We start from the raw sequence: 22277 nt of genomic DNA on the forward strand, positions 1-22277 counted from the left end.
GGCGGAAGGGAACCACGCGTACCCATCCCGAACACGAACGTTAAGCCTTCCAGCGTCGATGGTACTTGGACCGCAGGGTCCTGGGAGAGTAGAACGTCGCCAAGCAGCAGAAGAGTCTCATCGGAGTGATCCGATGGGGCTCTTTTTCGTTGAGATATAAACAAGCAAGAAACGTCCTGCTATTGCTCGTAGCAGGACGTTTCTTTTTTACTTATTCGAAGGTAGCCCTCCGCTGTGAACCGGCGCATGCGGAAGAAGATGATAAACCGCGGCAGCATGATCCACAGATGGACGAACAAGATGTGAGCTAAGGCAATCGGGGATATCCACGGATAGAAGCAGCACACGATGACGAGCGTCATCCAAAACAAATGCAATTGAATACCGAGCAGCTTGGAAAGCGAAATATAGCTTCCCGGCACCGTTCCGAGCCACGGCTGGTCCCAAGACCAGTGCCATCCTCGGGGGGCTCGGCCTTCCTTCATTGTATAGAGCAAACGAATGAACAGAGTATGAGCAAGCGGGACGGCGGCCAGACCGAGAAGCAGAGGCAGCACGGAGTAACGAAGCCGCAGATCGAAAGCGAACAGGCAGACCGGTAACGCCCAAATAGACCCAATGATGATCCGGTTATGATATACTCTTTTTAGAAGTCGATAGTTGTAAATGGTAGAGTTTTTGGATATAGCTTTGTCATTCAGCGGTCTCAAGCGATTTAACCTCACCTTATCGTTTCAAAATAAATTGCAGTACAATACATATATCGGACAAGGCCGAAAAAAACATGAGCGCCGATGCACCGAATGAGCCCTTTTTACATAATAATAGGGTAGGACGTTTATAGTAGAGCTGATAAGGACATACTGGTAGAAAAGAAGAATAGAGGTGAATCGGCATGGGCGACGCGCTGCAAAACGATTTGGCCCCGAATCCTTCCTGTATCATCTGCGGTCAGGCTAAAGAACAAGGCATCATGATTATATCGGAATTCATATGTGAAGAATGCGAAACCGAAATGATACGGACGGATGTCAGCGATGTAAAGTATCCCTTCTTTATACACCAAATGAAGCAAATTATATATAAAAAAAATGCATAATCGCATGAAGAATACAGCCCCTTTTGTCCGTGCAGGATGGAAGAGGGCCGTTTTGTTTGATACAATAAAGCAAATTATCGATAAAGGGTGACAGTTCATCATGAGAAGAGCGAGCGCTCCCTTGGTCGACCGCCTAAAAGCGCATCATGAAGCGAACCCCGTCAGCTTTCATGTGCCGGGGCACAAATCGCGATCAAGAGGCTATGGAATAGCCGAAACATATTACGAGCAGCTGCTCCATATTGATTTGACGGAAATTCCGGGTCTGGATGATCTGCATCACCCGGAAGAGGCGATAGCCGAGGCGCAGCAACTGGCTGCGGCATGCTTCGGAGCGGAGCAGACCTGGTTTCTTGTCGGGGGCAGTACAGCCGGCAATTTGGCGATGATCATGGCCACCTGCAAGCGGGGCGATCTGCTGCTTGTGCAAAGAGATGCGCACAAGTCCGTGCTGCATGGGTTAATGCTGGCCGGAGCAAGGGCTGTATTTATAGCGCCGAGAATTTGCGGGCGCACGGGGCTGCGGCTGGGTGTTCATCCAGATGATGCGGCCGAAGCGCTAAGGCGATATCCTGAAGCGAAAGGTCTGTTCGTCACAAGTCCGAGCTATTATGGAACAGCCGCTGATTTGCGGGCATTGGCCGATTTGCTCCATGCGGCGGGGAAAGTGCTGCTGGTGGATGAAGCGCATGGCGCGCATTTCGGGTTTCATCCGGCACTGCCCGAGCGTGCCCTGTCGGCTGGCGCCGATGCAGCGGTGCAGTCTACGCATAAAATGCTGCCGGCCATGACGATGGCAGCGATGCTGCACGTGCAGGGACAACGCATTTCACGCGGCGCTGTCGGGCGTGCGCTTGCGATGATACAGAGCTCCAGTCCGTCCTACCCGATCATGGCGAGCCTGGATATAAGCCGGCGCATGATGGAAAAGCAAGGGGAGGCTTTATTGGAAGAAGGGCTGCAGGCGATAAAAGAAAGCCTACGCCAAATCGGCAGGCAAAATCGTTTCTGCGCACTGGAATATAATAATGAGCTTCGCGTTGACCCGTTTAAAATGTTGTTATATGACGCTGAAGGGAAGATGGACGGATTCACGCTGAAAGAAGCACTGGAACGGCGAGGCTGTTTTCCGGAAATGGCTGACCCTGACTATGTGCTGCTCGTGTTCAGCTTGTCCAGTACGCCGGAGGATGCGGTCCGATTGGGCGAGGCGCTAGAGGATATCGCCCGATCCTGCAGGGCGCCGGAGCGGCAGGCGGAGGAGATTGCATCGGCAACAGCCTTCCGTGGACAAGAGCAAGCTTACTGGGAGGAATCCATTTCGCATCCGGTCGCATTCGATTTGAGCGCTTTACCGGGCGAAGAAGAGGATGAGATCGCATACATACCGATAGCCGGTTGCGCAGGTTATACGGCGGCGGAAATGATCGTTCCGTACCCGCCGGGTATACCGGTTCTGCATCGCGGCGAGCGGATCAGTGCTTCTATGGCGGCCTATCTGGAGCGGCTCGCTGACGGCGGTTCCAGATTTCATGGACATGATCTGGCAGCGCGTCGTACGGTTCCGGTGTTCCTCAATTGGATCGATCCGGCGTGATCTGCAATTTTATGGTATAGTGGTAATGTAAACGTTGAAGCAGAACAGGAGTCTACGCACGTGCGAAATGGTTTTTTTATAACGATGGAAGGCGGGGAAGGCGCTGGCAAAACTTCCGCGATCCGCGCCATCATAGAGCAAGTAACGGAACGCGGGTACGAAGCGGTATCTACCCGCGAGCCCGGTGGCATTCCGATCGCCGAACAGATTCGTTCCGTCATTTTGGATAAAGGCAACACTGCTATGGATGGGCGTACCGAAGCGCTATTGTACGCGGCTGCGCGAAGACAGCATTTGGCGGAGAAAGTCATTCCTGCTCTACAGGCGGGGAAAGTTGTCGTATGCGATCGTTTTATCGACAGCAGCTTGGCCTATCAGGGCTATGCGCGTGGACTCGGCATGGATGAGGTTTGGGCTGTAAACCGATTTGCCATTGGAGACTGGATGCCTGATTTGACGATTTATATGGACGTTCGTCCGGAAATCGGACTGGCTCGTATCCGCGCCGACCAAGGGCGGGAAGTGAACCGGCTTGACCTGGAATCGCTCGATTTTCATGAAAAGGTGAGAGAAGGCTATGCGCGGGTCATGTCGATGTTCCCGGAGCGCGTCATTCGCGTGGACGCCGAGAAGAAGCTCGAGACGGTGTTGGAACAAATCAAAGAAATTTTGAACCAAAGCCTACTCAGACGAGTATAATAATTTTACCTATATTATTGAAGGAATTTTTCGACTTTTTGTCTAATTAGTACACGTGACACCGTAGGAATTGGGAATGTATCCTTATGACGAGGAGGCTGGGGCTATGAAGCTGGTTATTGCCGTTGTGCAAGATAAGGACAGCAACCGCTTGTCGAATGCGCTGATCAAGGAGGGCTTTCGGGCGACCAAATTAGCGAGTACCGGCGGTTTTTTACGGGCGGGTAACACGACGTTTCTGATCGGTACGGAGGACGACCGGGTGAGTGAAGTGCTCACGGTTATCAAGTCGAATTGTAAGATCAGAGAGCAGATGGTCACTCCCGTTTCTCCTATGGGAGGAACGACGGACTCCTATATCCCGTTCCCGGTCGAGGTACAGGTCGGCGGCGCCGCCGTGTTCGTCCTTCCGGTGGAACGGTTCGAACACTTCTAGAAGAGAGGACTGTCGTCTGTGAAAATAAACCCCGGTTGGCGCCCCCTCGGCAAAGAGATCATCCGCAACGAGAACACATCATTTCAACAGCTTGAGCAAAAGTCGTTCTCCGATATGATGCTGAGCCAGCAGGAGAGGGCCACCCGGGAACAACTGCAGCAAAGCCTGCTGCAGATCGACCAGCAGGGACAGCGGCTCGCCAAGTCGATGACGATTCGCGAACTGCGGCAGTACAAGCTGCTGGTCAAGCGTTTTTTGGAAGAAACGGCCCGCCGCGGGGTGCAGCTGAGAGAAACGCGCGGCTGGGACCGCCGCGGGCGAATGAAGCGGTACAAGCTGCTGGAGGAGATTGATCTCGAACTGCTCGGCATAGCCGACGAAATGCTGGAATCGGAGCAGGGGCGAATCGAACTGCTGCAGAAAGTCGGCGAAATTCGCGGCATGCTGATTAATTTGTTCTTCTAGCCGCCGGCCCGCTCGCGCGGTCAGCAGAAAGGAACGCAATCATGTCTTTTCAATCGATAGCCGGTCAAGACCGCGTCAAACGTATTTTGCAAAACAGCTTAAGGACGGACAAAGTATCGCATGCCTATATATTTACCGGGCCGTCGGGAACCGGACGAAGTGCGATGGCGAAGGAATTCGCCAAAGCGATATATTGCCAAGTGCTGAAAGACGACGCCTGCGGGGAATGCTTGAACTGCCGCAAGGTGGAGCATGGCAACCATCCCGATCTGCACTGGGTCGTGCCTGATGGAGCTTCCATCAAGATCGAGCAAATTCGCGAGCTGCAGCAGCAGTTCGCTTACCGCGCTACTGCGTCAGGCACGAAAATGTACGTGCTGGAAAAGGCCGAGACGATGACGGTACAGGCGGCGAACAGTCTGCTCAAATTTTTGGAGGAGCCTACGTCACACGTCGTGGCGATCCTCATTACCGAGAACGGACACGCTTTACTGCCCACCATCCGCTCTCGCTCCCAATGGATTCCGTTTGTGCCGATGGCGCGAAGCGCAATGACGGAAGCGCTGCTGAAAGAAGGGCAGCCGCCCGCGCTAGTGCAAATTGCCGTTCATTTGGCGGCCGGCGTCGATGCCGCACGTACGCTTATGCAAGGAAATGGGTTTGCAGAACTCCGAAACCTAGTGATACAATTAACGAAGGAGAGTCTCGGCCGGCTGCCGTCGGCGCTGCTCACCGCACAGCAGAAGCTGACGAAAGGCGAACTCTCGGAACATCTTGTAACTTTTTTGGACATGCTGATCTTATGGCTCAAGGATATGGTGCAGCTTAGCGTCGGCAACCGAGAGTCGCTTATATATAAGGACCAAACGGACTGGATGGCCCAGCAGGCAATGCACTATCCTTCGCATCATTGGATTGCATGCATGGAACTTGCGATCGAGACGCAGAAACGACTGCGTTTTCATACGAATCCCCAGCTAGCGCTGGAAAAACTACTAATGCGTCTCAAGGGGGTGTAGGGTTGTTCTCTGTTGTAGGGGTCCGCTTTAAGAAGGCGGGTAAAATATATTACTTCGACCCAAGCGATTTGCCGGTGGAAAAAGACAGCAGCGTCATTGTGGAAACCGCGCGCGGTGTAGAGTACGGGAAAGTCGTGATCGGCCGCCGGACGGTGGGCGAAGCGGACGTCGTGCTGCCGCTCAAGAAAGTCATACGCATCGCGGATACGCAGGATGCGCAGCTTGTCGAAGACAACAAGCAGGCGGCGAAGAACGCATTCGCCATATGTCAGGAGAAAATCCGGGATCATCAGCTGCGAATGAAGCTGGTTGACGTTGAATATACATTTGACCGCAACAAAATCATTTTTTACTTCACTGCCGAGGGACGGGTCGATTTTCGCGAATTGGTGAAAGATTTGGCGAGCATTTTCCGTACCCGGATCGAATTGCGCCAGATCGGCGTCAGGGATGAAGCCAAGATGCTCGGAGGCATCGGCCCGTGCGGGCGCATTCTGTGCTGCTCCTCCTTCCTTGGCGACTTTGAGCCGGTATCCATCAAGATGGCCAAGGATCAAAACTTGTCGCTCAATCCGACAAAAATTTCAGGCTTATGCGGACGGCTGATGTGCTGTCTCAAGTATGAGCACGACAATTATGAAAGCGCCAAAGACGATTTGCCTCGCGTAGGCAGCGAAGTCATTACCTCGTTCGGTAACGGACGGCTGATTTCGCTCAATGTAGGCGACCGTACGGCGAAAGTGCAAGTTTTTGACTTAAAGAAAGTGATGGATCTTCCTTTGGATGACGTGGTAGAGCAGCACTAAGGAGGCAATCTATACGGACAAGCTGCTTACACTTTGGGGTGAGAGCGTGGATAAAAGAGACATATTCGTACAAATCGATCAAATGGAAGAGCAGATGGGCGCATTATATACCGAGCTGGGCGAAATCAAGCGGCATATGATCGAGCTGCTTGAGGAGAACAAACGGCTTAGCATAGAAAACGCACAGCTGCGCAAGCTGTTAAAGAAAGATTCCGCATCGGCTGCCCCCGTGCTGCAAGCAGCCTCGGGCAGCGGCTCCGCTGCCGCGGTTCAAGGCAGAGAGCCTACAGGCGAAGGCTATGACAATCTGGCGCGCATTTATCAAGAAGGCTTTCACATCTGCAATGTCAATTACGGCCATCTGCGGATGGAAGGCGATTGCTTGTTCTGTATGTCGTTTCTAAATAAATAACAACCGGCCGTAGGGAACAATGGTTCTCTACGGTTTTTTTCAGAGCATAAGCCGGATTACGGTCCCCGCTTAGCGATACGTGATAATGGAAAGAGGAAAAAGGATTGGACAAGGTACCTGTACATGCGTCCGAGCGGGTTGACGACTTGCTCACACAGCAATTAAAAATCATTCAAAGCGAGGAAGTGTTCAGCTTTTCACTGGATGCGGTGCTGTTGGCGCGGTTTTGCCAACTGCCGCCGCGCGGCCGTGTCGCCGATTTGTGCACCGGCAATGGCGTCATACCGCTGCTGCTGACCACACGCACGAAAGCGCATATCACGTGCATCGAGATTCAAGAGCGGCTGGCGGATATGGCTCAGCGCAATGTCAGGCTGAACAACTTGGAGGAGCGGATTACTGTGGTTCATGGCGATCTTCGTGAGGCCTATACGGAGCTTGGCAGCGGAGCATTCGACGTGGTGACGGTCAATCCGCCCTATTTGCCCGTGCCAAACGGCGAACAAAACGGCAATGAGCATGTGGCTGCAGCAAGGCATGAAGTGTTTTGCACGCTCGACGACGTCATTCGCGTCAGCAGCAGGCTCGTTCGCAGCGGCGGACGGGTGGCCATGGTCCACAGGCCGAGCCGGCTGGTTGAGATCTTTGCCGCGATGCAGGCGCATCGGCTGGAGCCGAAACGGATTCGCTTCATTCACCCCCGTGCGGACAGCGAGGCGAATATGGTGCTGATCGAAGCGCTGCGCGACGGGAAGCCGGAGGTGCGGCTGCTTCCTCCGCTGATCGTTTATAAGAACAAGTCGGAATACAGCGACGAGCTGATGGAGATCTATTACGGCAGACGCGAAGCGCTGATCGATGAACAAGTGCAGCCTTGTGACGGACCATCAATACATAGCAAAGGAACCGATGCGCTTTGAATATTCAAAAAAGCTATGTCCAGCCCTCGGAAGGAGAGGCTGCGGGCAAGTTATATTTAGTCGGCACGCCGATCGGCAACTTGGAAGATATGACGTACCGGGCGGTTCGGGTGCTAGGGGAAGTGCAGTGGATCGCTGCTGAGGATACGCGGCAAACGCGCAAGCTGCTGACGCACTTCGACATTTCGACGCGGCTCGTAAGCTATCACGAGCATAATAAGAACGCCAGCGGGCCGGAATTGATCCGGCTGCTGCAGTCGGGCGATTCGATCGCGCTCGTCAGCGACGCGGGACTGCCTGCGATCTGCGATCCCGGCGCGGATCTCGTCCGGATGGCCGTGGACGCGGGCATCGCCGTCGTACCGATCCCCGGCGCGAATGCGGCACTGTCCGCATTGATCATATCCGGCTTGCCGACGGACCGCTTCGCCTTCACCGGCTTCCTGCCGCGCGACAAAAAGCCGCTGGAGCGGGAGCTGGCCGTGCTGAAGCGCGAGCGGGGCACCTGGATTTGCTACGAGTCGCCGCACCGGCTCGTCAAGATGCTGTCGGTGATGCAAGAGGTGCTCGGCGCAGACCGGGACATCTGTCTCGTACGGGAATTGACGAAAAAGTACGAGGAAGCTGTACGAGGCACGATTGCGGAGTGCCTGGAGCACTTGGAGACGTATCCGCCGCAGGGCGAGTACTGTGTCGTTGTGCGCGGGGACGAGATGGCGGGGGAGGATACGGACGCCGCCTGGTGGGCGAGTCTGACGCCGGAGCAGCATGTGGCGAAGTATGAGAGCGAAGGCATCAGTCATAAGGAGGCGCTGCGCCAAGCCGCGCAAGACCGGGGCGTGCCGAAGCGGGAACTGTACAATGCGCTTCACCGCGAATAGAGCGAATACGCGGCCCAAGGCAGCGCTGCATAGGCGCTGCCGTTAAAGGGCACACTTCGACGGAAAGAGAGACCGATGCGCTCAGCATAGCGCAGGATGTTCCTGCCCAAAAAAAAATCCCTGACTCATGCGAGTCAGGGAATAGAGGAGATATGAAAAAGGTTAGAATTACCTTAGTTAAAATTGCTATCTTCATTATAACCTATTTTTTTTATTTTGTCACAGGTATTGGCATTTCCGTCAGGCAATCGTGACAAACAATTTTTCCCTTAAAGTAGGAGACATTTTCTGCGTTTCCGCAGAAAATACATGCAGGCTCATATTTCTTCAGCATGATGCGTTCGCCATCTACATAAATTTCCAAAGCGTCTTTTTCTCCGATGCCCAGCGTTCTGCGCAGTTCAATGGGAATAACGACACGTCCCAACTCGTCGACCTTTCTCACAATACCAGTAGATTTCATCATAATGATATTCCCCTCTCATGAAGTTTATGCGGAGCAGCGAATCGCTACGAAAAAATTAATCGTCATTATTCGACATAATTCTTTATACATATGATACCAACCATTCCCAAAATAGTCAACCATATTTTCATAGATTTCAATCATATAACTATTCCAAATAAAGTAAAACATGGGGGAGTGGCGCATGAAACCGCGGTTTTCCTCGGTTTTTCCGCATTTTTTTAAGTCGGAAGCGTACAATTTCGATCGATTTCTTGGTAAAATATAACGAAAGATGGTATTCCTTTCGAGATGAAAGTACGACATTATTCGACAATAATGTGAACAATCCATGACTCTCTTTGTCGAAAAACAACGGAAGAAACAATCCGGTTCGGAGGAAGATGCAAATGACAACCCCCTTGCATGAAGAAAAAGTTTTCAAAGATCCGGTGCACAAATATATTTACGTGCAAGATCAAACGATTTGGGATCTGATCAATACGAAGGAATTTCAACGATTGCGGCGAATCCGGCAGCTGGGTACCTGCTTCCTGACGTTTCATGGCGCCGAACATAGCCGATTTTCCCATTCGCTGGGCGTCTATGAAATTACCCGTAAAATCATTTCGCAGTTCGAGCGCAATGCATATGTGGACTGGCCGAAGGAAGAACGGCTCTTATGTCTGTGCGCGGCGCTGCTGCATGATGTCGGGCACGGGCCGTTCTCCCATTCCATCGAAAAAACGTTCGGTACGCATCATGAGCAATGGTCATGTCGAATCGTGCTGGGCGATACCGAAGTGAATCAAGTGCTCCGGCGCGTTTCGCCTACCTTCCCCGAGCAGGTTGCCGGCGTGATTGCCAAGACGTACACCCATGAAATTGTCGTGAGCCTGGTGTCCAGCCAGCTCGATGCCGACCGGATGGATTATTTGCTGCGGGATGCTTATTTTACCGGCGTAAATTATGGCACATTTGACCTCGAACGCATTCTTCGCGTGATGCGTCCTTACCAGGGCCATATTGTCGTCAAGGAAAGCGGCATGCACGCTGTGGAAGATTACTTAATGTCGCGCTATCAGATGTATTGGCAGGTGTATTTTCACCCAGTTACCCGAAGCGCCGAAGTCATATTGCACAAAATTTTTCAAAGAGCGAAGCATCTGTATGATCACAATTATTCGTTCCGGTTCATGCTCCCGCCGCTTCCGAGCCTGTTCAATCAAACGCTGACCGTGGACGAATATTACTTGCTGGACGAGGCTTTTATGCAGACGGCACTCATGCAATGGTCTTTTGAAGAGGACCAGACGCTGGCCGACTTGTGCGCTCGTTTTTTGCAGCGTCGATTGTTCCAGTACGTTACGCTGGAGCGGATGGACGAAGGGCAAGTGGAGCGGCTCCGGGTGCAGATGGAACGGCTTGGCGTCGATCCCGAATACTACCTGGAAATTGATTTTCCGTCCGATCTTTCCTATGATGTATATCGTCCCGGCGTTCACGACGAGAAACTGCCCATCCTGCTGCTCGATGCGAAGGACAGGCTTACGGAAATCTCCAGAAAATCGGAAATCGTAAGATCGATCAGCGGCATCCACATGGGAAAATACCACCTGTATTACCCGCAAGAACACATTTTGAAACATCTTTCACAGCTTGACCCGGATTTGCAAAAATTGTTCTCTAAATAAAACATTTTCACTTTCAACCAATATTATCCTTTCTTATTGAAGAACAAAGGAGATTGCACATGCTCATAGATACGCACGCTCATTTGAACGCGCCGCAGTTCGATGAAGATCGACAACAAGTCATTGAACGCGCGCAGCAGAACGGAATTCGTCGAATTATCAATGTCGGATTTAATCGGGAGACGATACCGAGCTCTATCGCCCTGGCCGAGCAGTATGATTTTATTTATTCGGCCGTCGGCTGGCATCCTACAGATGCGAAGGATATGCTGCCCGAGGATTTGGAGTGGATCGAGTCGTTGTGCCAGCATGAGAAGGTGGTGGCGATCGGCGAGATTGGCCTCGATTATTATTGGGACACCTCCCCCAAAGAAGTACAGGATCGGGTGTTCCGCGAGCAAATCCGGCTCGCCCGCAAAGTCGGACTGCCGATTGTGATCCATAATCGCGATGCCCATCATGATGTGGTGCAGACCTTGCGCGAAGAGGGCGCAGCGGAGACGGGCGGTGTCATGCACTGTTATTCTGGAAGCTGGGAGACGGCGAAGCAGTGTCTGGATATGAACTTTTACATTTCGTTCGGCGGGCCCGTCACGTTCAAAAATGCCAAACAGCCCAAAGAGGTGCTGGAAAAAGTGCCGCTCGATCGGCTGCTAATCGAGACGGATGCGCCGTATTTGGCCCCGCACCCGTACCGCGGCAAGCGCAATGAGTCGGCATACGTTCGCCTTGTTGCGGAAACTGCGGCCGAAATCAAAGGAATTTCGGTAGAGGAATTGGCTGAGATTACAACCCGAAACGCGATGGATTTGTTTCGGCTAAAGTGAGAAATGTGCCGAGGAGGACAGCCTTTTTTTTGATCGACTAAAGATAAACGGCGAAAACGTTAAAAAAACGGATGTGCGAAAAAGAAATACAAGGTTTATATCAGGAAAATCATCGAATAAGGATGATTTCGGTCAAAATTCACTCTAATTTTTGAAGTTTGTATACTTTACAACTTCTACCTTCCCATCGTAAACTCAATAATAACTTCATAACGATTACCATATTTCCAACTTCGCTGAGTTTCCAAATGGGAAACGGGGGAACCACATTGCATGCTGTTGGCATTGGCCGATGGCAGCGGTGTAAAATAGGGGTGAATCCCAAGCGCATTCCATGCGCTGGTTGACAACTAATACAGGCATAAGCGCTGTTAGTTGCAGCATGATCGACGGCCGACTCGATGTCGGCAGCGTGCTGGCAGCTAGTATCGAAGCAAGCGCCATTAGTTGCAACGTCGTTGACAACTGACAACAAGTATCGCTTTTGTCAGTTACAACATGGGTAGGGCGACTCTCAAGTCCGAATCCGTCAGCTAACCTCGTAAGCGTTAAGAGAGAGGTAAATTGTCGTGTGCTTCTATTTTCATTTGAACAAATGAGAAAAGTCACGGGAAGAGCCCTCTTCTCCGCTGACTTTTTTTTGTGTTTCCCCGTTAGATGGGATAAAGGTCCGAGCCGGTTCATAACATGGGTCTCAAGGAGGTGGGGCTGCAGGCAAGTCGCAGTTCTGATGAAACCGGACGGAGGTTGCTGCAAAACTGTAGTGCAGCGATGCGCTAAATCAGGAGCAGCATTGGTGTGGAGCCAAATCAAATTACCATAGTCGCGTCAGATCTACTCATGCAAAACACTCGGGTGGCGAGGCTTTGAAGGAGGACCGAACTAGTGGGCGTTGTGTCAACGGAACAAACCCATGTAAGACGATCATCCAGCATGTCCTTCGCATTGCGATGGAAGCATGAAAACTTGCGTATGATATCGATTATTGCACTCTCTTCATTCGCGATAGCTTTCATGTTTTTAATGATGTTGTATGGTACGGCCATTAAGCGCGTATCGGTAGTTGTAGACGGCCAGGAGCGAACGTTTCAAACCCGGTACGAGAACCTGCAACGAATACTGGATGAGCAAGGCATTGCTGTCGGCGAGCACGATCATCTGTCTCACTCGTTGGCGAGCGCCGTCAAATCGGGAGAACGGATTACGATTGCACGGGCGAAGCCGATTGAGCTTACAGCCGATGGAGAAACGAAGACGGTATATACGATCGGCAAAACGGTAGAGAGCGCGCTTCAAGAGTTGAACATAGCTCTGGGCGAGCTGGATAAAATATCCCCCGCGCTAGATGCGCCGCTGCCGGAGCATGATAAGATTCAAATTGTACGGGTGAAGAAAGAAACGGAAGAAGTTTCGGAACCGATCGCATTTGAAGTGGTCAAACGAAACGAACCGCAGCTGTTGAAAGGCAAGGAACAAGTCGTGCAGGAAGGGCAAGAAGGCGTCTTGCTCAAAACGAAGGAAAAAGTGTTCGAAGACGGGCAGTTGGTGTCCGAAGAAGTGGTTGACGAAAAGGTTCAATCGGAAAGCATTAAGAAGATTGTTGCGATTGGCACGAAAAACCCGGTAACAGTATTATCGGCATCATCGCCTAATGTGGATGAAATATCGAAAAGCGGAGTGACCTTTGCTTATAAGCAGGTCATCAATAACGTCACGCTTACCGCCTATACGGCCAGCTCCACAGGAAAAGCGAGCTCGCACCCGGGATACGGTAAGACGGCTACAGGTACGATAGTAACGGAAGGTCGCACGATTGCAGTAGATCCAAAGGTCGTTCCTTTGGGTTGGTGGGTTTATATCGATGGTATCGGCTTCCGCAGAGCGGAGGATACGGGGAGCGCAATCAAAGGAAACGTCATCGACGTTTATTTCGAGAACGGCACGTATGCGAACCGGTTCGGCTTGAAACGCGGGTATACCATGTACGTCATCGGACCGAAGAAGCCGACAACCGATTAACGACTTGCAATTAGGGCAGACTCATCATATAGACGAGACGGAAAGAAGAGGTGCGAACACGTTCCTCTTCTTTCTGCTGTTAGCGAAAGAAGGTAAGTATGGTATGATTAAGGAAATCATTGTCGTTGAAGGGAAAGACGACACGACGGCTGTAAAACGGTCGGTGGAAGCCGAGACGATCGAAACCGGCGGGTCTGCGATCAATAAGGAAGTGTTGAAGCGGATCCGGCTGGCACAGGAGCGCAGAGGCGTAATCGTCTTCACTGACCCGGACCATGCGGGAGAGCGAATCCGCAAAATCATTTCCAAGGAAGTACCCGGCTGCAAGCACGCTTTTCTGACGCAGGAAGCGGCAACGAGCCGCGGCGACATCGGCGTGGAGAACGCATCCGCAGAGGCGATCCGCAAGGCGCTGGAGAACGTGCGCACCGATTATCAGTCGGCGGAAGCCCAAGTTTCATGGGAAGACCTGATGGATGCGGGATTGATCGTTCATCCCCAGGCGGCCGCCCGAAGAATGCTCGTTGGCAAAGCGCTAGGCATCGGATATTGCAACGGGAAGCAGTTTTATAACCGGTGCCGCATGTTTCAAATTTCGCAGGAAGAATTTCTGGAAGCCTGCCGTCCATTTATAGAAGAAGAGGGTACCCATTTATGACGAGAAATCATATGCAAGGACAGACCGGACAAGCGATGCAGGAAGATATTGCGTCGCCCAAACGGACGAATGAACTGTTGAAGAGGCACGGGCTTGTGCTGAAAAAAAGTCTCGGTCAAAATTTTTTGATCGATCCGAACATTTTGAACAAAATCGTATCGGCAGCACATCTGGATGACACCAAAGGCGCGCTCGAGATCGGCCCGGGCATCGGTGCACTGACCCAGCAGCTGGCGAAGGTCGCCAAACGCGTCGTAGCCGTCGAAATCGATCAAAGGCTGCTCCCGCTGCTGGAGGAGACGCTGGCGGGCTATCCGCACGCCGCGGTCGTTCACGGTGATGTGCTGAAGCTCGACTTAAAGCAGCTGTTCGAAGAACGGTTTCAAGACGTGGACCGTGTCAGTGTGGTTGCGAACTTGCCCTATTACATCACGACGCCGATCATTATGATGCTGCTGGAGCAGAAGCTGCCGCTCGAGAATATCGTTGTCATGATTCAGAAGGAAGTGGCCGAACGGATGGCCGCGAAGCCCGGAGGCAAAGAATATGGCAGCCTGAGCATCGCCGTGCAATATTATTGTGATCCGGAAATCGTCACCATCGTGCCGCATACCGTGTTTATTCCCCAGCCTAATGTTGATTCGGCCGTCATCAAGTTGAAGGTGCGGCAACAACCGCCGGTCGAGGTCGAGGACGAATCGTTCTTCTTTGATGTTGTGCACGCGAGTTTCGTGCAAAGAAGGAAGACCATTTATAATAACCTTGCCTCCAAATTTTTCACCAAGGAGACGAAGGGAACGCTGGAGCAAGTGCTGCAGGCTGCTGGAATCGAGCCGTCACGCCGCGGCGAAACGCTGTCGATCGAAGAATATGCGGTGTTGAGCCGGCACCTGAGCCAGGCACTGAAAGGAAACGGCTAGCCAAAACAAGTGTTCCTTGCACCATTTGCCCATCGCTGCCATACGATAGACGAGGAGGCGATGCAGCGATGAAGCAAGGGGACCTGGTCACGCGCAGATCGTATGGCGGTGACATTGTTTTCAAGATTCAAGAGATAAGACAGCAGTACGCGGTGCTCCGCGGCGTGGAGCTTCGGTTGCTTGCGGACGCTCCGCTCTTGGACCTGAACGCCTTACCGCAGTTGGACCCTTTTCCGTATATGGCGGCGGCCAGCCCGCAGTGGCTGGACTCGCTCAAGCGTTCGACGGCCGTGTCGCCGATGCCCGCCGCCCCCGTTAAACCGCAGCCCGAGATGGGCGAGAAAATAAAGCTGAGCCCGGTCTATTTCGACATGCCCGGCAAGGTGCTCCACCTGGACGGGGACCCATTTTACCTACGTAAATGCATGAATCTATATAACGAACTGCGCGTTCCGGCCGAAGGGTACTACGTATCGGAATCGAATATGGCGGATGCTCTCTACCGCCTGCTTCCGCAAACGAGGCCGGATATCGTCGTCATTACCGGCCACGACGGCATTCTGAAGCATCGAAACGCCGGAGATATGACCCAACTGAGCAGCTATAAAAACTCGCATAACTTTGTAAACGCCGTCCGCATTGCCAGACAATACGAGAAAAATCGTGATGTGCTGACCGTCATTGCGGGCGCCTGCCAATCCCACTTTGAAGCGCTGCTGCATGCTGGAGCGAATTTTGCCAGCTCGCCGGCCCGCGTGCTCATTCATGCGCTCGATCCGCTGTGTATCGCAGCGAAAATCGCCTACACGCCGATTAATGATACGGTGAACCTGATGGATGTCATCGGGCTGACGCACAGCGGACTGGAAGGGCTGGGCGGAGTTGAGTCGTTAGGAAGCTACCGCCGCGGAGTACCCAAGATGCAGTATACGACCCTCACCTAAGCGCCAACAGGCGCTTTTTCTTTTGCCAATGTTTACTAATGTGACAAATTCGTGAACAAGTCACCACTTCAATCCCCCCGTTTCTACATATTCCGAGGAAAAATCCCGTTGACAATGGGTTTGTACGGCTGATATAATATTTCGCTTAAATTGACATACTACCTACGTTGGGGTATAATCTTATAGGAAAGAGGTGGTAGTGGTCAATGGCTAAAAATGCGCTGTTGGAGATCAAACGCAGTTTGGAACCTCATGTCGGACAAAAGATTATGTTAAGAGCAAATGGCGGTCGCCGTAAGACAATCGAACGATCCGGTGTATTGGAGGAAACCTACCCTTCCGTTTTTATCGTAAAGCTGGATCAAGAGCAAAACGCTTTCAAACGCGTTTCTTACAGCTACGCGGATATACTTACGGAATCCGTTGAAGTGACGGTTCAGAGCAACGACGGTGAATTTCGCATAACCATACATCAATAAGCGCATGTTACATAACGGCTTGCCGCCAGGCGAGTCGTTTTTGATTGCTACAGAAAGTTTGTACCAACCAAAAGTCGAATAGGTCTGGCTGCTGGAAAACCTCAATCAGGAGGTTTTTATTATTTATGGCCGCTTTCCCTTTTGCTTATTTGACGGTCGAGCCGCGCGGAAGGTTGCAGGGATGTATGAACTTTTTTGCGGGGAGGAATAATACACCCTAACTTGATCGAAGCAGCAAATAAGGGAGGATCAGTTACGATGGGACGCAGAAGAGGCATCATGTCGGAAGAATTCAAATACGAACTGGCCAAGGACCTTGGTTTTTATGAGACGGTGCAGCGCGAAGGCTGGGCGGGCATCCGGACGAAAGATGCCGGTAATATGGTAAAGCGGGCGATTCAAATCGCGGAGCAGACGCTCGCGCAGCAGCAAGCGGCGCAAAGCGCGGCCGCATACCCGCCGTCGCAGCCGGCGTATCAGCAGCCGCTTCCGCGCTCCATGGCGGAACGGCCGCAGCCCGCTTCCTCCGTCGCTTATCATTCCGCCGCGGCCCAGCCTTACATGCAACAGCCCGGCACCGGGATGCAGCAGCCGTACGGCTCGCCGTACCCAAGCCAGCAATGACGGCTTAGGCGGGATGCGTCATAAAAGAAAGCTAAAGCGCGCAAGAGACGGCTTTAGCTTTTTTTTGTGATCATTTTGGTATAGTATTAGATATAAATGGCACGAGCCCCCAAATTCGGGCTTTAGACAGGCAAAAGAAGGTGTCGTAATGAAAGTATTCGAGAAAGCGCCGGCTAAAATCAATTTATCGCTAGATGTTTTACATAAACGGCAGGATGGATATCATGAGGTGGAGATGGTGATGACGATGGTCGACCTCGCAGACCGCATCGAGATGCAGGAGCTGCCTCGCGACACGATCATCATTTCCAGCCAAGCCGGATACATACCGCTCGACGAGAAAAATTTGGCGTTCCAGGCTGCACGGCTGATTAAGGACAGGTACGATGTGCGGCAGGGCGTATATATTCACTTGGATAAAAAAATACCGGTAGCAGCCGGCCTAGCGGGCGGCAGCAGCGATGCGGCGGCGACGCTGCGAGGACTGAACCGGCTGTGGAGGCTGAATATCGGCTCCGAGGAGCTGCAGCGGCTCGGAGCCGAGCTGGGCTCCGACGTCCCCTTCTGCGTGACGGGAGGGACGGCTGTCGCCAGAGGACGCGGGGAAAAGCTGGAGCCGATCGAATCGCCGCCGCAGTGCTGGGTGGTGTTGGCCAAGCCTCCGATTAACGTATCGACGCAGGAAGTATACGGCAAGCTGGACGCCAAGGCGATCCGAAGGCATCCATCCACATCCGGTATGCTTGCGGCGATTCGGGAGAAGCGCTTCGACAGGATGTGCTCGGAACTCGGTAATGTGCTGGAGGAGGTCACCTTCGATTTATATCCGGAGGTGCGGCAGCTAAAGGAAGTCATGCAGCGGCTCGGCGCCGACGGCGTGCTGATGTCGGGCAGCGGGCCGACCGTGTTCGGGCTCGTATCGAAAGAATCGAAGGTTGCGCGGATGTATAACGGATTAAGAGGATTTTGCAAAGAAGTGTACGCGGTGAGGCTGCTGACTTAGTCAGCCGCCTTGTGTTATGTTTGCAGGAAGGATTTTTCGTGAACAAACTTGAATAAATACGTATAAAAATGGTATATTTCTTTATAATATTCGGATTTTAACTACATTATAGTATGCTCTGGGGGGACATGTGATGAAAAAACTAAAAAGAAGCGCAAGATTGGTCGAGATGACGCAATACTTGCTTTTTCGCCCCCATACGCTAATTCCTTTGACGACGTTCGCCGATCGTTATCATTCCGCCAAATCATCGATCAGTGAAGATTTGGCTATCATAAAAGAAGTGTTTGAAGAGGAAGGCCTTGGGGAATTGACGACGCTGGCCGGAGCGGCAGGAGGCGTCAAATTCATTCCAAAGGTATCGAAAGCGAATTCACTGCGGATCGTTGAACAGCTATGCCGGCAGCTGGAACAGCCGGAGCGGGCGCTGCCGGGCGGATATTTGTACATGTCCGACATTATGGGGCAGCCGATGATTTTGAACGAAGTAGGCAAAATGTTCGCCTCCGTGTTCGCCGCAAGCGATATCGATGTTGTCATGACGGTGGAGACGAAAGGGATTCCGCTCGCTTATGCAACGGCCACCTACCTCAATTTGCCGGTCGTCATCGTACGCCGCGACAACAAGGTAACGGAGGGCTCGGCAGTGAGCATCAACTATGTATCCGGCTCCAATAAACGGATTCAGACGATGTCGCTGTCCCGGCGTGCGCTGAAGGAGGAATCGAGGGTGCTTATCATCGACGATTTCATGCGCGTCGGCGGCACGATCCACGGCATGATGGACTTGCTGCAGGAATTCAAAGCGACGGTCAAGGGTGTCGGCGTATTCGTGGAATCGGGAGAAGTGGAGGAGCACTTGATCGACGACTATGTTTCGCTCGCCAAGCTGTCCACCGTGGACCCGAAGACCAAGCAAATTACGGTGGAGCCCGGCAATTATTTTAAGCATAACGCATTCGTTCAGGAGGGATAAACGATGACATTGACAACCATATCCACAACAGAGGCGCCGGCAGCGATCGGGCCATATTCTCAAGCCGTGCAATTCGGCAGCCTGCTGTTCACTTCCGGGCAAATCCCGCTCGGTCTCGACGGCCAAGTCGTGGCCGGCGGCGTGGAGGAGCAAACGCATCAAGTATTTCGCAATTTGCAGGCGGTGCTGGCTGGAGCGGGGACGAGCTTCCAGCAAGTGATTAAAGCAACCGTTTTCATCAAGGACATGAATCAGTTCGGCAAGATCAACGAAATTTACGCTTCATACTTCGGCGATCACAAGCCGGCGCGCTCTACTGTCGAAGTTGCTCGTTTGCCGAAAGACGTTCTTGTCGAAATTGAGCTGATTGCGGCGGTTAATGTCGAATAATTTTTAATTTATAAATTATTTATAAAATTCAATAAAAAAGTTCTTTTACAAGAAGGAATCGGGCGCAAAATGTGGAATTTATAGCACAAGTCCTTTGAAATGGAAAAAGGTGGTGAAACTTAAGTGCAAATTACAGATGTCAGGCTTCGCCGGGTTAACTCCGAAGGCAGAATGAAAGCCATTGCATCCATTACCATCGATAACGAATTCGTGGTTCATGATATTCGTGTGATTGACGGTAACAACGGCATGTTCGTGGCAATGCCTAGCAAACGGACGCCGGACGGTGAGTTTCGGGATATCGCTCACCCGATCTCGTCTTCTACTCGCGAGAAGATTCAAGCCGCTGTGCTAGCAGAGTATGAGCGTGCCGCAACCGAAGAAGAAGTCATTGAAGAAGGCGCATAATGTTCGATTTGCAGAGAGCCCTGACCGGGCTCTCTTTTCTTTTTTCGGGAAGTAAGCTATATTGGGAATAAGTTCGCCGGCGCCGGATCGCTTGTATCGGGACGATTCGGCTTCTTATTGCGCCGCTCTCGCATGAACGGCTGCAGCCTGCTTCTCGTGAATGGCGAATGCGATGATTTCGGGAAGGGGCTTCGAGGAGAAGCTTTTCTTTTTGTGCATTCTTTTTGTGCATTCATTGATTATTGACTAAAGGAGTTGGAACGCGCTTGAACATCATGGGGATCGTCTTGGCTGCGGGTCAAGGCAAACGGATGAAATCGAAACTGTACAAGGTGCTTCATCAAGTATGCGGAAAACCGATGGTCGGCCACGTCGTTACGACGCTTGAACATATAAATGTTGCCCGCTCGGTCGTGATCGTAGGGCATGGCGCAGAATCCGTGCAATCGTATCTCGGCGACCGGGTGGAGTACGCGCTGCAGGAACGGCAGTTGGGCACAGGACATGCCGTGCTGCAGGCAAAGGAACTGCTGGAGAAGGAAGAAGGATTGACTATCGTCATCTGTGGAGACACGCCGCTCGTATCGGAAGAGACGCTGCAAGGGCTCGTGCAGCATCATCAGCAAAAAGGTGCGGCAGGAACGATTGTCACCGCGGTTATCGATAACCCCCGCGGATACGGCCGGATCATTCGTGATGCAGACGGCACGGTGAAGCGAATCGTCGAAGAGAAGGACTGTGACGAAACGGAGAGACTCGTTTCAGAGATCAATACGGGAACGTACTGCTTCGATAACAAGAAGCTGTTCGAAGCGCTGTCGCAGGTGAAGAACGACAACGCTCAGAACGAATATTACATTACGGATGTTATCGGCATTTTGACAAGCCAAAATGAAAAGGTCGAAGGCTACGTGATGCAGGATGCGGCCGAGTCGATCGGCGTGAACGACCGTCTTGCACTGGCGGAAGCGGAGCGGCTCATGCGGGAGCGGATTAACCGCAAGCATATGCTGGGCGGCGTGACCATTATCGATCCGGCCGCAACGTATATCGAGGCGGACGTGACGATTGGGACGGACACGGTGATATGGCCCGGCACGACCATCAAAGGCCGCACGACGATCGGAGAAGAATGCGTGATCGGTCCGCAATCGGAGATTACGGACAGCGTGATCGGCAGCGGCGTTGCCGTGAAGCAGTCGGTGCTGCTGGAGGCTTCTGTCGGAAACGGCACGCTCGTCGGGCCGTTTGCTTATCTGCGGCCAGGTGCCGATTTGGGCCAAAACGTCAAGATCGGCGACTTTGTCGAAATTAAAAATGCGAAGCTCGGCGACGACGTGAAAGTATCCCATCTCAGCTATATCGGCGATGCAGTAGTCGGACGCAACGTTAACTTCGGCTGCGGTGCAATTACCGTCAACTATGACGGCTTCAATAAGCAGTTGACCGAGGTGGAGGACGACGCCTTTGTAGGCAGCAATGTCAACCTGATCGCCCCGGTAAAAATCGGCAAGGGCGCCTACGTGGTTGCGGGATCGACCATCACAAACAACGTAGGAGCGAACGACATGGCCATCGCCCGCGAGCGTCAAGTGAACAAAGAGGGCTATGCGGAAAAACTGCGGAGCAAGTTCGCCGCCAAGAAACAGGCTGCGAAGCAAAATCGGGAGTAACGCGTCCATCCTACCCGAAAAATTTCATAAACATGTTTTGAACCTCCTTCAATTGGGTAAAGTAGTAGAAGCTTGGATTGAAGGAGGTTTTTTACTATGTCCACTGTAATGAAAGCAGAAGTGCGCACGAGCTCGACCAAGGGAGAGCGTAAGCAGCTTCGTGCCCAGGGCAAAGTCCCGGGTGTCGTGTATGGTAAAAAAGTACCGCAAACCGCTATTAGCATCGATCAGAAAGAACTGCTTGCCGTGCTGAAGTCGAATCCGCACGCGATTATCGATATGGACGTGCCCCAGGCCGGCAAACAACCGGTCATGATCAGCGAGGTTCAGCGCGATCCGCTTAGCCGGCAGCTGCTGCACGTCGATTTCCATCAAATCAATATGGACGAGCCTGTCAATACGACGGTCCGCCTCGAGTTCACTGGTGATCCGGTAGGCGTGCAGACCGGCGGAATATTGCAGATTCAGCGCCATGAAGTGGATATTCGCTGCTTGCCGAATCAGATCCCTTCCGTCATCCAAGTCGATGTAAGCAAGCTGGAAATCGGTGAAAACTTGCTCGTCTCGGAGCTGGCGCTCGCGGGTAACATTGAATTGAAGTCTGACCCGCATGATGTTCTGGCAACCATCCTGCTGCCGCAGAAAGAAGCGGAGCCGGAGGCGGCGGACGAAGAGCCTGCGGCAAAAGCGGAAGCGGCCGAGGCAGTGGAAGAAAAGGTGTAAAGGCTCACAAGAGCGCCTGGACAGAGGCGCTCTTTTTTTTGCGGCGTGCCCAGAAAGCACGCATCTTCTAGCCGGTGAAGGTCCGGTCGCGGGAGGGGCCAAGCCCCCGCGTAGCTAGGATACTTGCGTATGGCGAAATCTGTGCGTAAAAGCGTATCGA

25 protein-coding genes, 1 rRNA gene, 1 pseudogene and 1 riboswitch are annotated in these 22277 nt (G+C 52.4%); of the genes and pseudogenes, 25 read left to right on the top strand and 2 right to left on the bottom strand.

What is annotated here, in order from left to right; translation table 11 throughout:
* Positions 1-105, top strand: a 5S ribosomal RNA gene (rrf, locus tag KXG62_RS32080); the annotation flags it as partial.
* Between the two features lie 74 nt (positions 106-179).
* Here rrf and KXG62_RS32085 read toward each other — a convergent pair.
* The gene (locus KXG62_RS32085) at positions 180-710 is read right to left on the bottom strand and encodes a hypothetical protein (protein WP_218096088.1); all 531 of its coding nucleotides are present in this window, start codon (positions 708-710) and stop codon (positions 180-182) included.
* 185 nt (positions 711-895) lie between these two features.
* Between KXG62_RS32085 and KXG62_RS32090 the strand changes: the two genes are divergently transcribed.
* The 10 genes from KXG62_RS32090 to rsmI all read left to right on the top strand — a co-directional run bounded on the left by KXG62_RS32090 (position 896) and on the right by rsmI (position 8334).
* Positions 896-1099, top strand: coding sequence for a sigma factor G inhibitor Gin (locus KXG62_RS32090; protein WP_218096089.1), 204 nt, complete (start codon positions 896-898; stop codon positions 1097-1099).
* Between the two features lie 100 nt (positions 1100-1199).
* Complete coding sequence (locus tag KXG62_RS32095; RefSeq protein WP_218096090.1) at positions 1200-2696, top strand: aminotransferase class I/II-fold pyridoxal phosphate-dependent enzyme; 1497 nt, start codon at positions 1200-1202, stop codon at positions 2694-2696.
* A 60-nt stretch (positions 2697-2756) separates the two neighbouring features.
* Positions 2757-3395, top strand: a complete 639-nt coding sequence (gene tmk, locus KXG62_RS32100; RefSeq protein ID WP_218096091.1) for a dTMP kinase — start codon at positions 2757-2759, stop codon at positions 3393-3395.
* 106 nt (positions 3396-3501) lie between these two features.
* Entirely contained in the window at positions 3502-3831 is a 330-nt protein-coding gene (locus KXG62_RS32105) for a cyclic-di-AMP receptor (protein ID WP_218096092.1), read from the top strand.
* Positions 3832-3849: 18 nt separating this feature from the next.
* Entirely contained in the window at positions 3850-4296 is a 447-nt protein-coding gene (locus KXG62_RS32110; protein WP_218096093.1) for a YaaR family protein, read from the top strand.
* 41 nt (positions 4297-4337) lie between these two features.
* The gene (holB, locus tag KXG62_RS32115; protein WP_218096094.1) at positions 4338-5315 is read left to right on the top strand and encodes a DNA polymerase III subunit delta'; all 978 of its coding nucleotides are present in this window, start codon (positions 4338-4340) and stop codon (positions 5313-5315) included.
* A 2-nt stretch (positions 5316-5317) separates the two neighbouring features.
* Positions 5318-6121 carry a PSP1 domain-containing protein gene (locus KXG62_RS32120; RefSeq protein WP_218096095.1) on the top strand — a complete coding sequence of 268 codons (804 nt, stop codon included), beginning with the start codon at positions 5318-5320 and terminating at the stop codon, positions 6119-6121.
* A gap of 46 nt (positions 6122-6167) precedes the next feature.
* On the top strand, positions 6168-6533 hold the full coding sequence (gene yabA, locus KXG62_RS32125) for a DNA replication initiation control protein YabA (RefSeq protein WP_218096096.1): 366 nt from the start codon (positions 6168-6170) through the stop codon (positions 6531-6533).
* 104 nt (positions 6534-6637) lie between these two features.
* Positions 6638-7453, top strand: coding sequence for a tRNA1(Val) (adenine(37)-N6)-methyltransferase (locus tag KXG62_RS32130; RefSeq protein WP_218096097.1), 816 nt, complete (start codon positions 6638-6640; stop codon positions 7451-7453).
* Complete coding sequence (gene rsmI / locus KXG62_RS32135) at positions 7450-8334, top strand: 16S rRNA (cytidine(1402)-2'-O)-methyltransferase (protein ID WP_218096098.1); 885 nt, start codon at positions 7450-7452, stop codon at positions 8332-8334. Before KXG62_RS32130 ends, rsmI begins: the two co-directional genes overlap by 4 nt.
* A gap of 211 nt (positions 8335-8545) precedes the next feature.
* Here rsmI and KXG62_RS32140 read toward each other — a convergent pair whose 3' ends face one another.
* Entirely contained in the window at positions 8546-8800 is a 255-nt protein-coding gene (locus tag KXG62_RS32140) for an AbrB/MazE/SpoVT family DNA-binding domain-containing protein (protein ID WP_218096099.1), read from the bottom strand.
* Between the two features lie 389 nt (positions 8801-9189).
* Here KXG62_RS32140 and KXG62_RS32145 point away from each other — a divergent pair, with 389 nt between their 5' ends.
* The 14 genes and pseudogenes from KXG62_RS32145 to KXG62_RS32210 all read left to right on the top strand — a co-directional run bounded on the left by KXG62_RS32145 (position 9190) and on the right by KXG62_RS32210 (position 22117).
* Positions 9190-10473, top strand: a complete 1284-nt coding sequence (locus KXG62_RS32145) for an HD domain-containing protein (RefSeq protein WP_218096100.1) — start codon at positions 9190-9192, stop codon at positions 10471-10473.
* 59 nt (positions 10474-10532) lie between these two features.
* On the top strand, positions 10533-11300 hold the full coding sequence (locus tag KXG62_RS32150) for a TatD family hydrolase (RefSeq protein WP_218096101.1): 768 nt from the start codon (positions 10533-10535) through the stop codon (positions 11298-11300).
* Between the two features lie 224 nt (positions 11301-11524).
* A riboswitch (cyclic di-AMP (ydaO/yuaA leader) is annotated at positions 11525-11864 on the top strand.
* Between the two features lie 321 nt (positions 11865-12185).
* Positions 12186-13319: a resuscitation-promoting factor gene (locus KXG62_RS32155; RefSeq protein ID WP_425517402.1), complete on the top strand. Its 1134-nt coding sequence runs from the start codon at positions 12186-12188 to the stop codon at positions 13317-13319.
* Between the two features lie 103 nt (positions 13320-13422).
* Positions 13423-13977, top strand: coding sequence for a ribonuclease M5 (rnmV, locus tag KXG62_RS32160; RefSeq protein ID WP_218096102.1), 555 nt, complete (start codon positions 13423-13425; stop codon positions 13975-13977).
* Positions 13974-14897: a 16S rRNA (adenine(1518)-N(6)/adenine(1519)-N(6))-dimethyltransferase RsmA gene (gene rsmA, locus KXG62_RS32165; protein WP_281427059.1), complete on the top strand. Its 924-nt coding sequence runs from the start codon at positions 13974-13976 to the stop codon at positions 14895-14897. The genes rnmV and rsmA overlap by 4 nt, the downstream gene beginning before the upstream one ends.
* Before the next feature lie 68 nt (positions 14898-14965).
* Entirely contained in the window at positions 14966-15841 is an 876-nt protein-coding gene (gene yabG / locus KXG62_RS32170) for a sporulation peptidase YabG (RefSeq protein ID WP_218096103.1), read from the top strand.
* A 206-nt stretch (positions 15842-16047) separates the two neighbouring features.
* A complete protein-coding gene (veg, locus tag KXG62_RS32175) occupies positions 16048-16320 on the top strand; it encodes a biofilm formation stimulator Veg (protein ID WP_218096104.1) in 273 nt (90 codons plus the stop codon).
* A gap of 258 nt (positions 16321-16578) precedes the next feature.
* Positions 16579-16752, top strand: a pseudogene (locus KXG62_RS32180) (small, acid-soluble spore protein, alpha/beta type); the annotation flags it as partial.
* A gap of 340 nt (positions 16753-17092) precedes the next feature.
* Positions 17093-17947 (top strand): 4-(cytidine 5'-diphospho)-2-C-methyl-D-erythritol kinase, encoded by an 855-nt coding sequence (gene ispE / locus KXG62_RS32185; protein ID WP_218096105.1) that lies wholly within the window; start codon positions 17093-17095, stop codon positions 17945-17947.
* Positions 17948-18080: 133 nt separating this feature from the next.
* Complete coding sequence (gene purR / locus KXG62_RS32190) at positions 18081-18923, top strand: pur operon repressor (RefSeq protein WP_218096106.1); 843 nt, start codon at positions 18081-18083, stop codon at positions 18921-18923.
* 3 nt (positions 18924-18926) lie between these two features.
* Entirely contained in the window at positions 18927-19313 is a 387-nt protein-coding gene (locus KXG62_RS32195) for a RidA family protein (protein WP_218096107.1), read from the top strand.
* A 123-nt stretch (positions 19314-19436) separates the two neighbouring features.
* On the top strand, positions 19437-19721 hold the full coding sequence (gene spoVG, locus KXG62_RS32200) for a septation regulator SpoVG (protein WP_010501706.1): 285 nt from the start codon (positions 19437-19439) through the stop codon (positions 19719-19721).
* Positions 19722-19987: 266 nt separating this feature from the next.
* Positions 19988-21394, top strand: a complete 1407-nt coding sequence (glmU, locus tag KXG62_RS32205; RefSeq protein WP_281427061.1) for a bifunctional UDP-N-acetylglucosamine diphosphorylase/glucosamine-1-phosphate N-acetyltransferase GlmU — start codon at positions 19988-19990, stop codon at positions 21392-21394.
* A 96-nt stretch (positions 21395-21490) separates the two neighbouring features.
* Entirely contained in the window at positions 21491-22117 is a 627-nt protein-coding gene (locus tag KXG62_RS32210) for a 50S ribosomal protein L25 (protein ID WP_218096108.1), read from the top strand.
* Positions 22118-22277 lie beyond the last annotated feature (160 nt).

The organism is Paenibacillus solanacearum, from assembly GCF_910593845.1.
GTDB classification, from domain to species: Bacteria; Bacillota; Bacilli; order Paenibacillales; family NBRC-103111; genus Paenibacillus_G; species Paenibacillus_G solanacearum.

Bases quoted from the DNA above. Each gene is read 5' to 3' on its own strand.
- KXG62_RS32210 (WP_218096108.1), top strand. From the start codon at position 21,491: ATGTCCACTGTAATGAAAGCAGAAGTGCGCACGAGCTCGACCAAGGGA.
- KXG62_RS32150 (WP_218096101.1), top strand. From the start codon at position 10,533: ATGCTCATAGATACGCACGCTCATTTGAACGCGCCGCAGTTCGATGAA.
- yabG (WP_218096103.1), top strand. From the start codon at position 14,966: ATGAAGCAAGGGGACCTGGTCACGCGCAGATCGTATGGCGGTGACATT.
- ispE (WP_218096105.1), top strand. From the start codon at position 17,093: ATGAAAGTATTCGAGAAAGCGCCGGCTAAAATCAATTTATCGCTAGAT.
- rnmV (WP_218096102.1), top strand. From the start codon at position 13,423: ATGATTAAGGAAATCATTGTCGTTGAAGGGAAAGACGACACGACGGCT.
- holB (WP_218096094.1), top strand. From the start codon at position 4,338: ATGTCTTTTCAATCGATAGCCGGTCAAGACCGCGTCAAACGTATTTTG.
- rsmA (WP_281427059.1), top strand. From the start codon at position 13,974: ATGACGAGAAATCATATGCAAGGACAGACCGGACAAGCGATGCAGGAA.
- KXG62_RS32140 (WP_218096099.1), bottom strand. From the start codon at position 8,800: ATGATGAAATCTACTGGTATTGTGAGAAAGGTCGACGAGTTGGGACGT.
- KXG62_RS32090 (WP_218096089.1), top strand. From the start codon at position 896: ATGGGCGACGCGCTGCAAAACGATTTGGCCCCGAATCCTTCCTGTATC.
- KXG62_RS32195 (WP_218096107.1), top strand. From the start codon at position 18,927: ATGACATTGACAACCATATCCACAACAGAGGCGCCGGCAGCGATCGGG.
- KXG62_RS32095 (WP_218096090.1), top strand. From the start codon at position 1,200: ATGAGAAGAGCGAGCGCTCCCTTGGTCGACCGCCTAAAAGCGCATCAT.
- veg (WP_218096104.1), top strand. From the start codon at position 16,048: ATGGCTAAAAATGCGCTGTTGGAGATCAAACGCAGTTTGGAACCTCAT.
- KXG62_RS32145 (WP_218096100.1), top strand. From the start codon at position 9,190: ATGACAACCCCCTTGCATGAAGAAAAAGTTTTCAAAGATCCGGTGCAC.
- KXG62_RS32105 (WP_218096092.1), top strand. From the start codon at position 3,502: ATGAAGCTGGTTATTGCCGTTGTGCAAGATAAGGACAGCAACCGCTTG.
- purR (WP_218096106.1), top strand. From the start codon at position 18,081: ATGAAAAAACTAAAAAGAAGCGCAAGATTGGTCGAGATGACGCAATAC.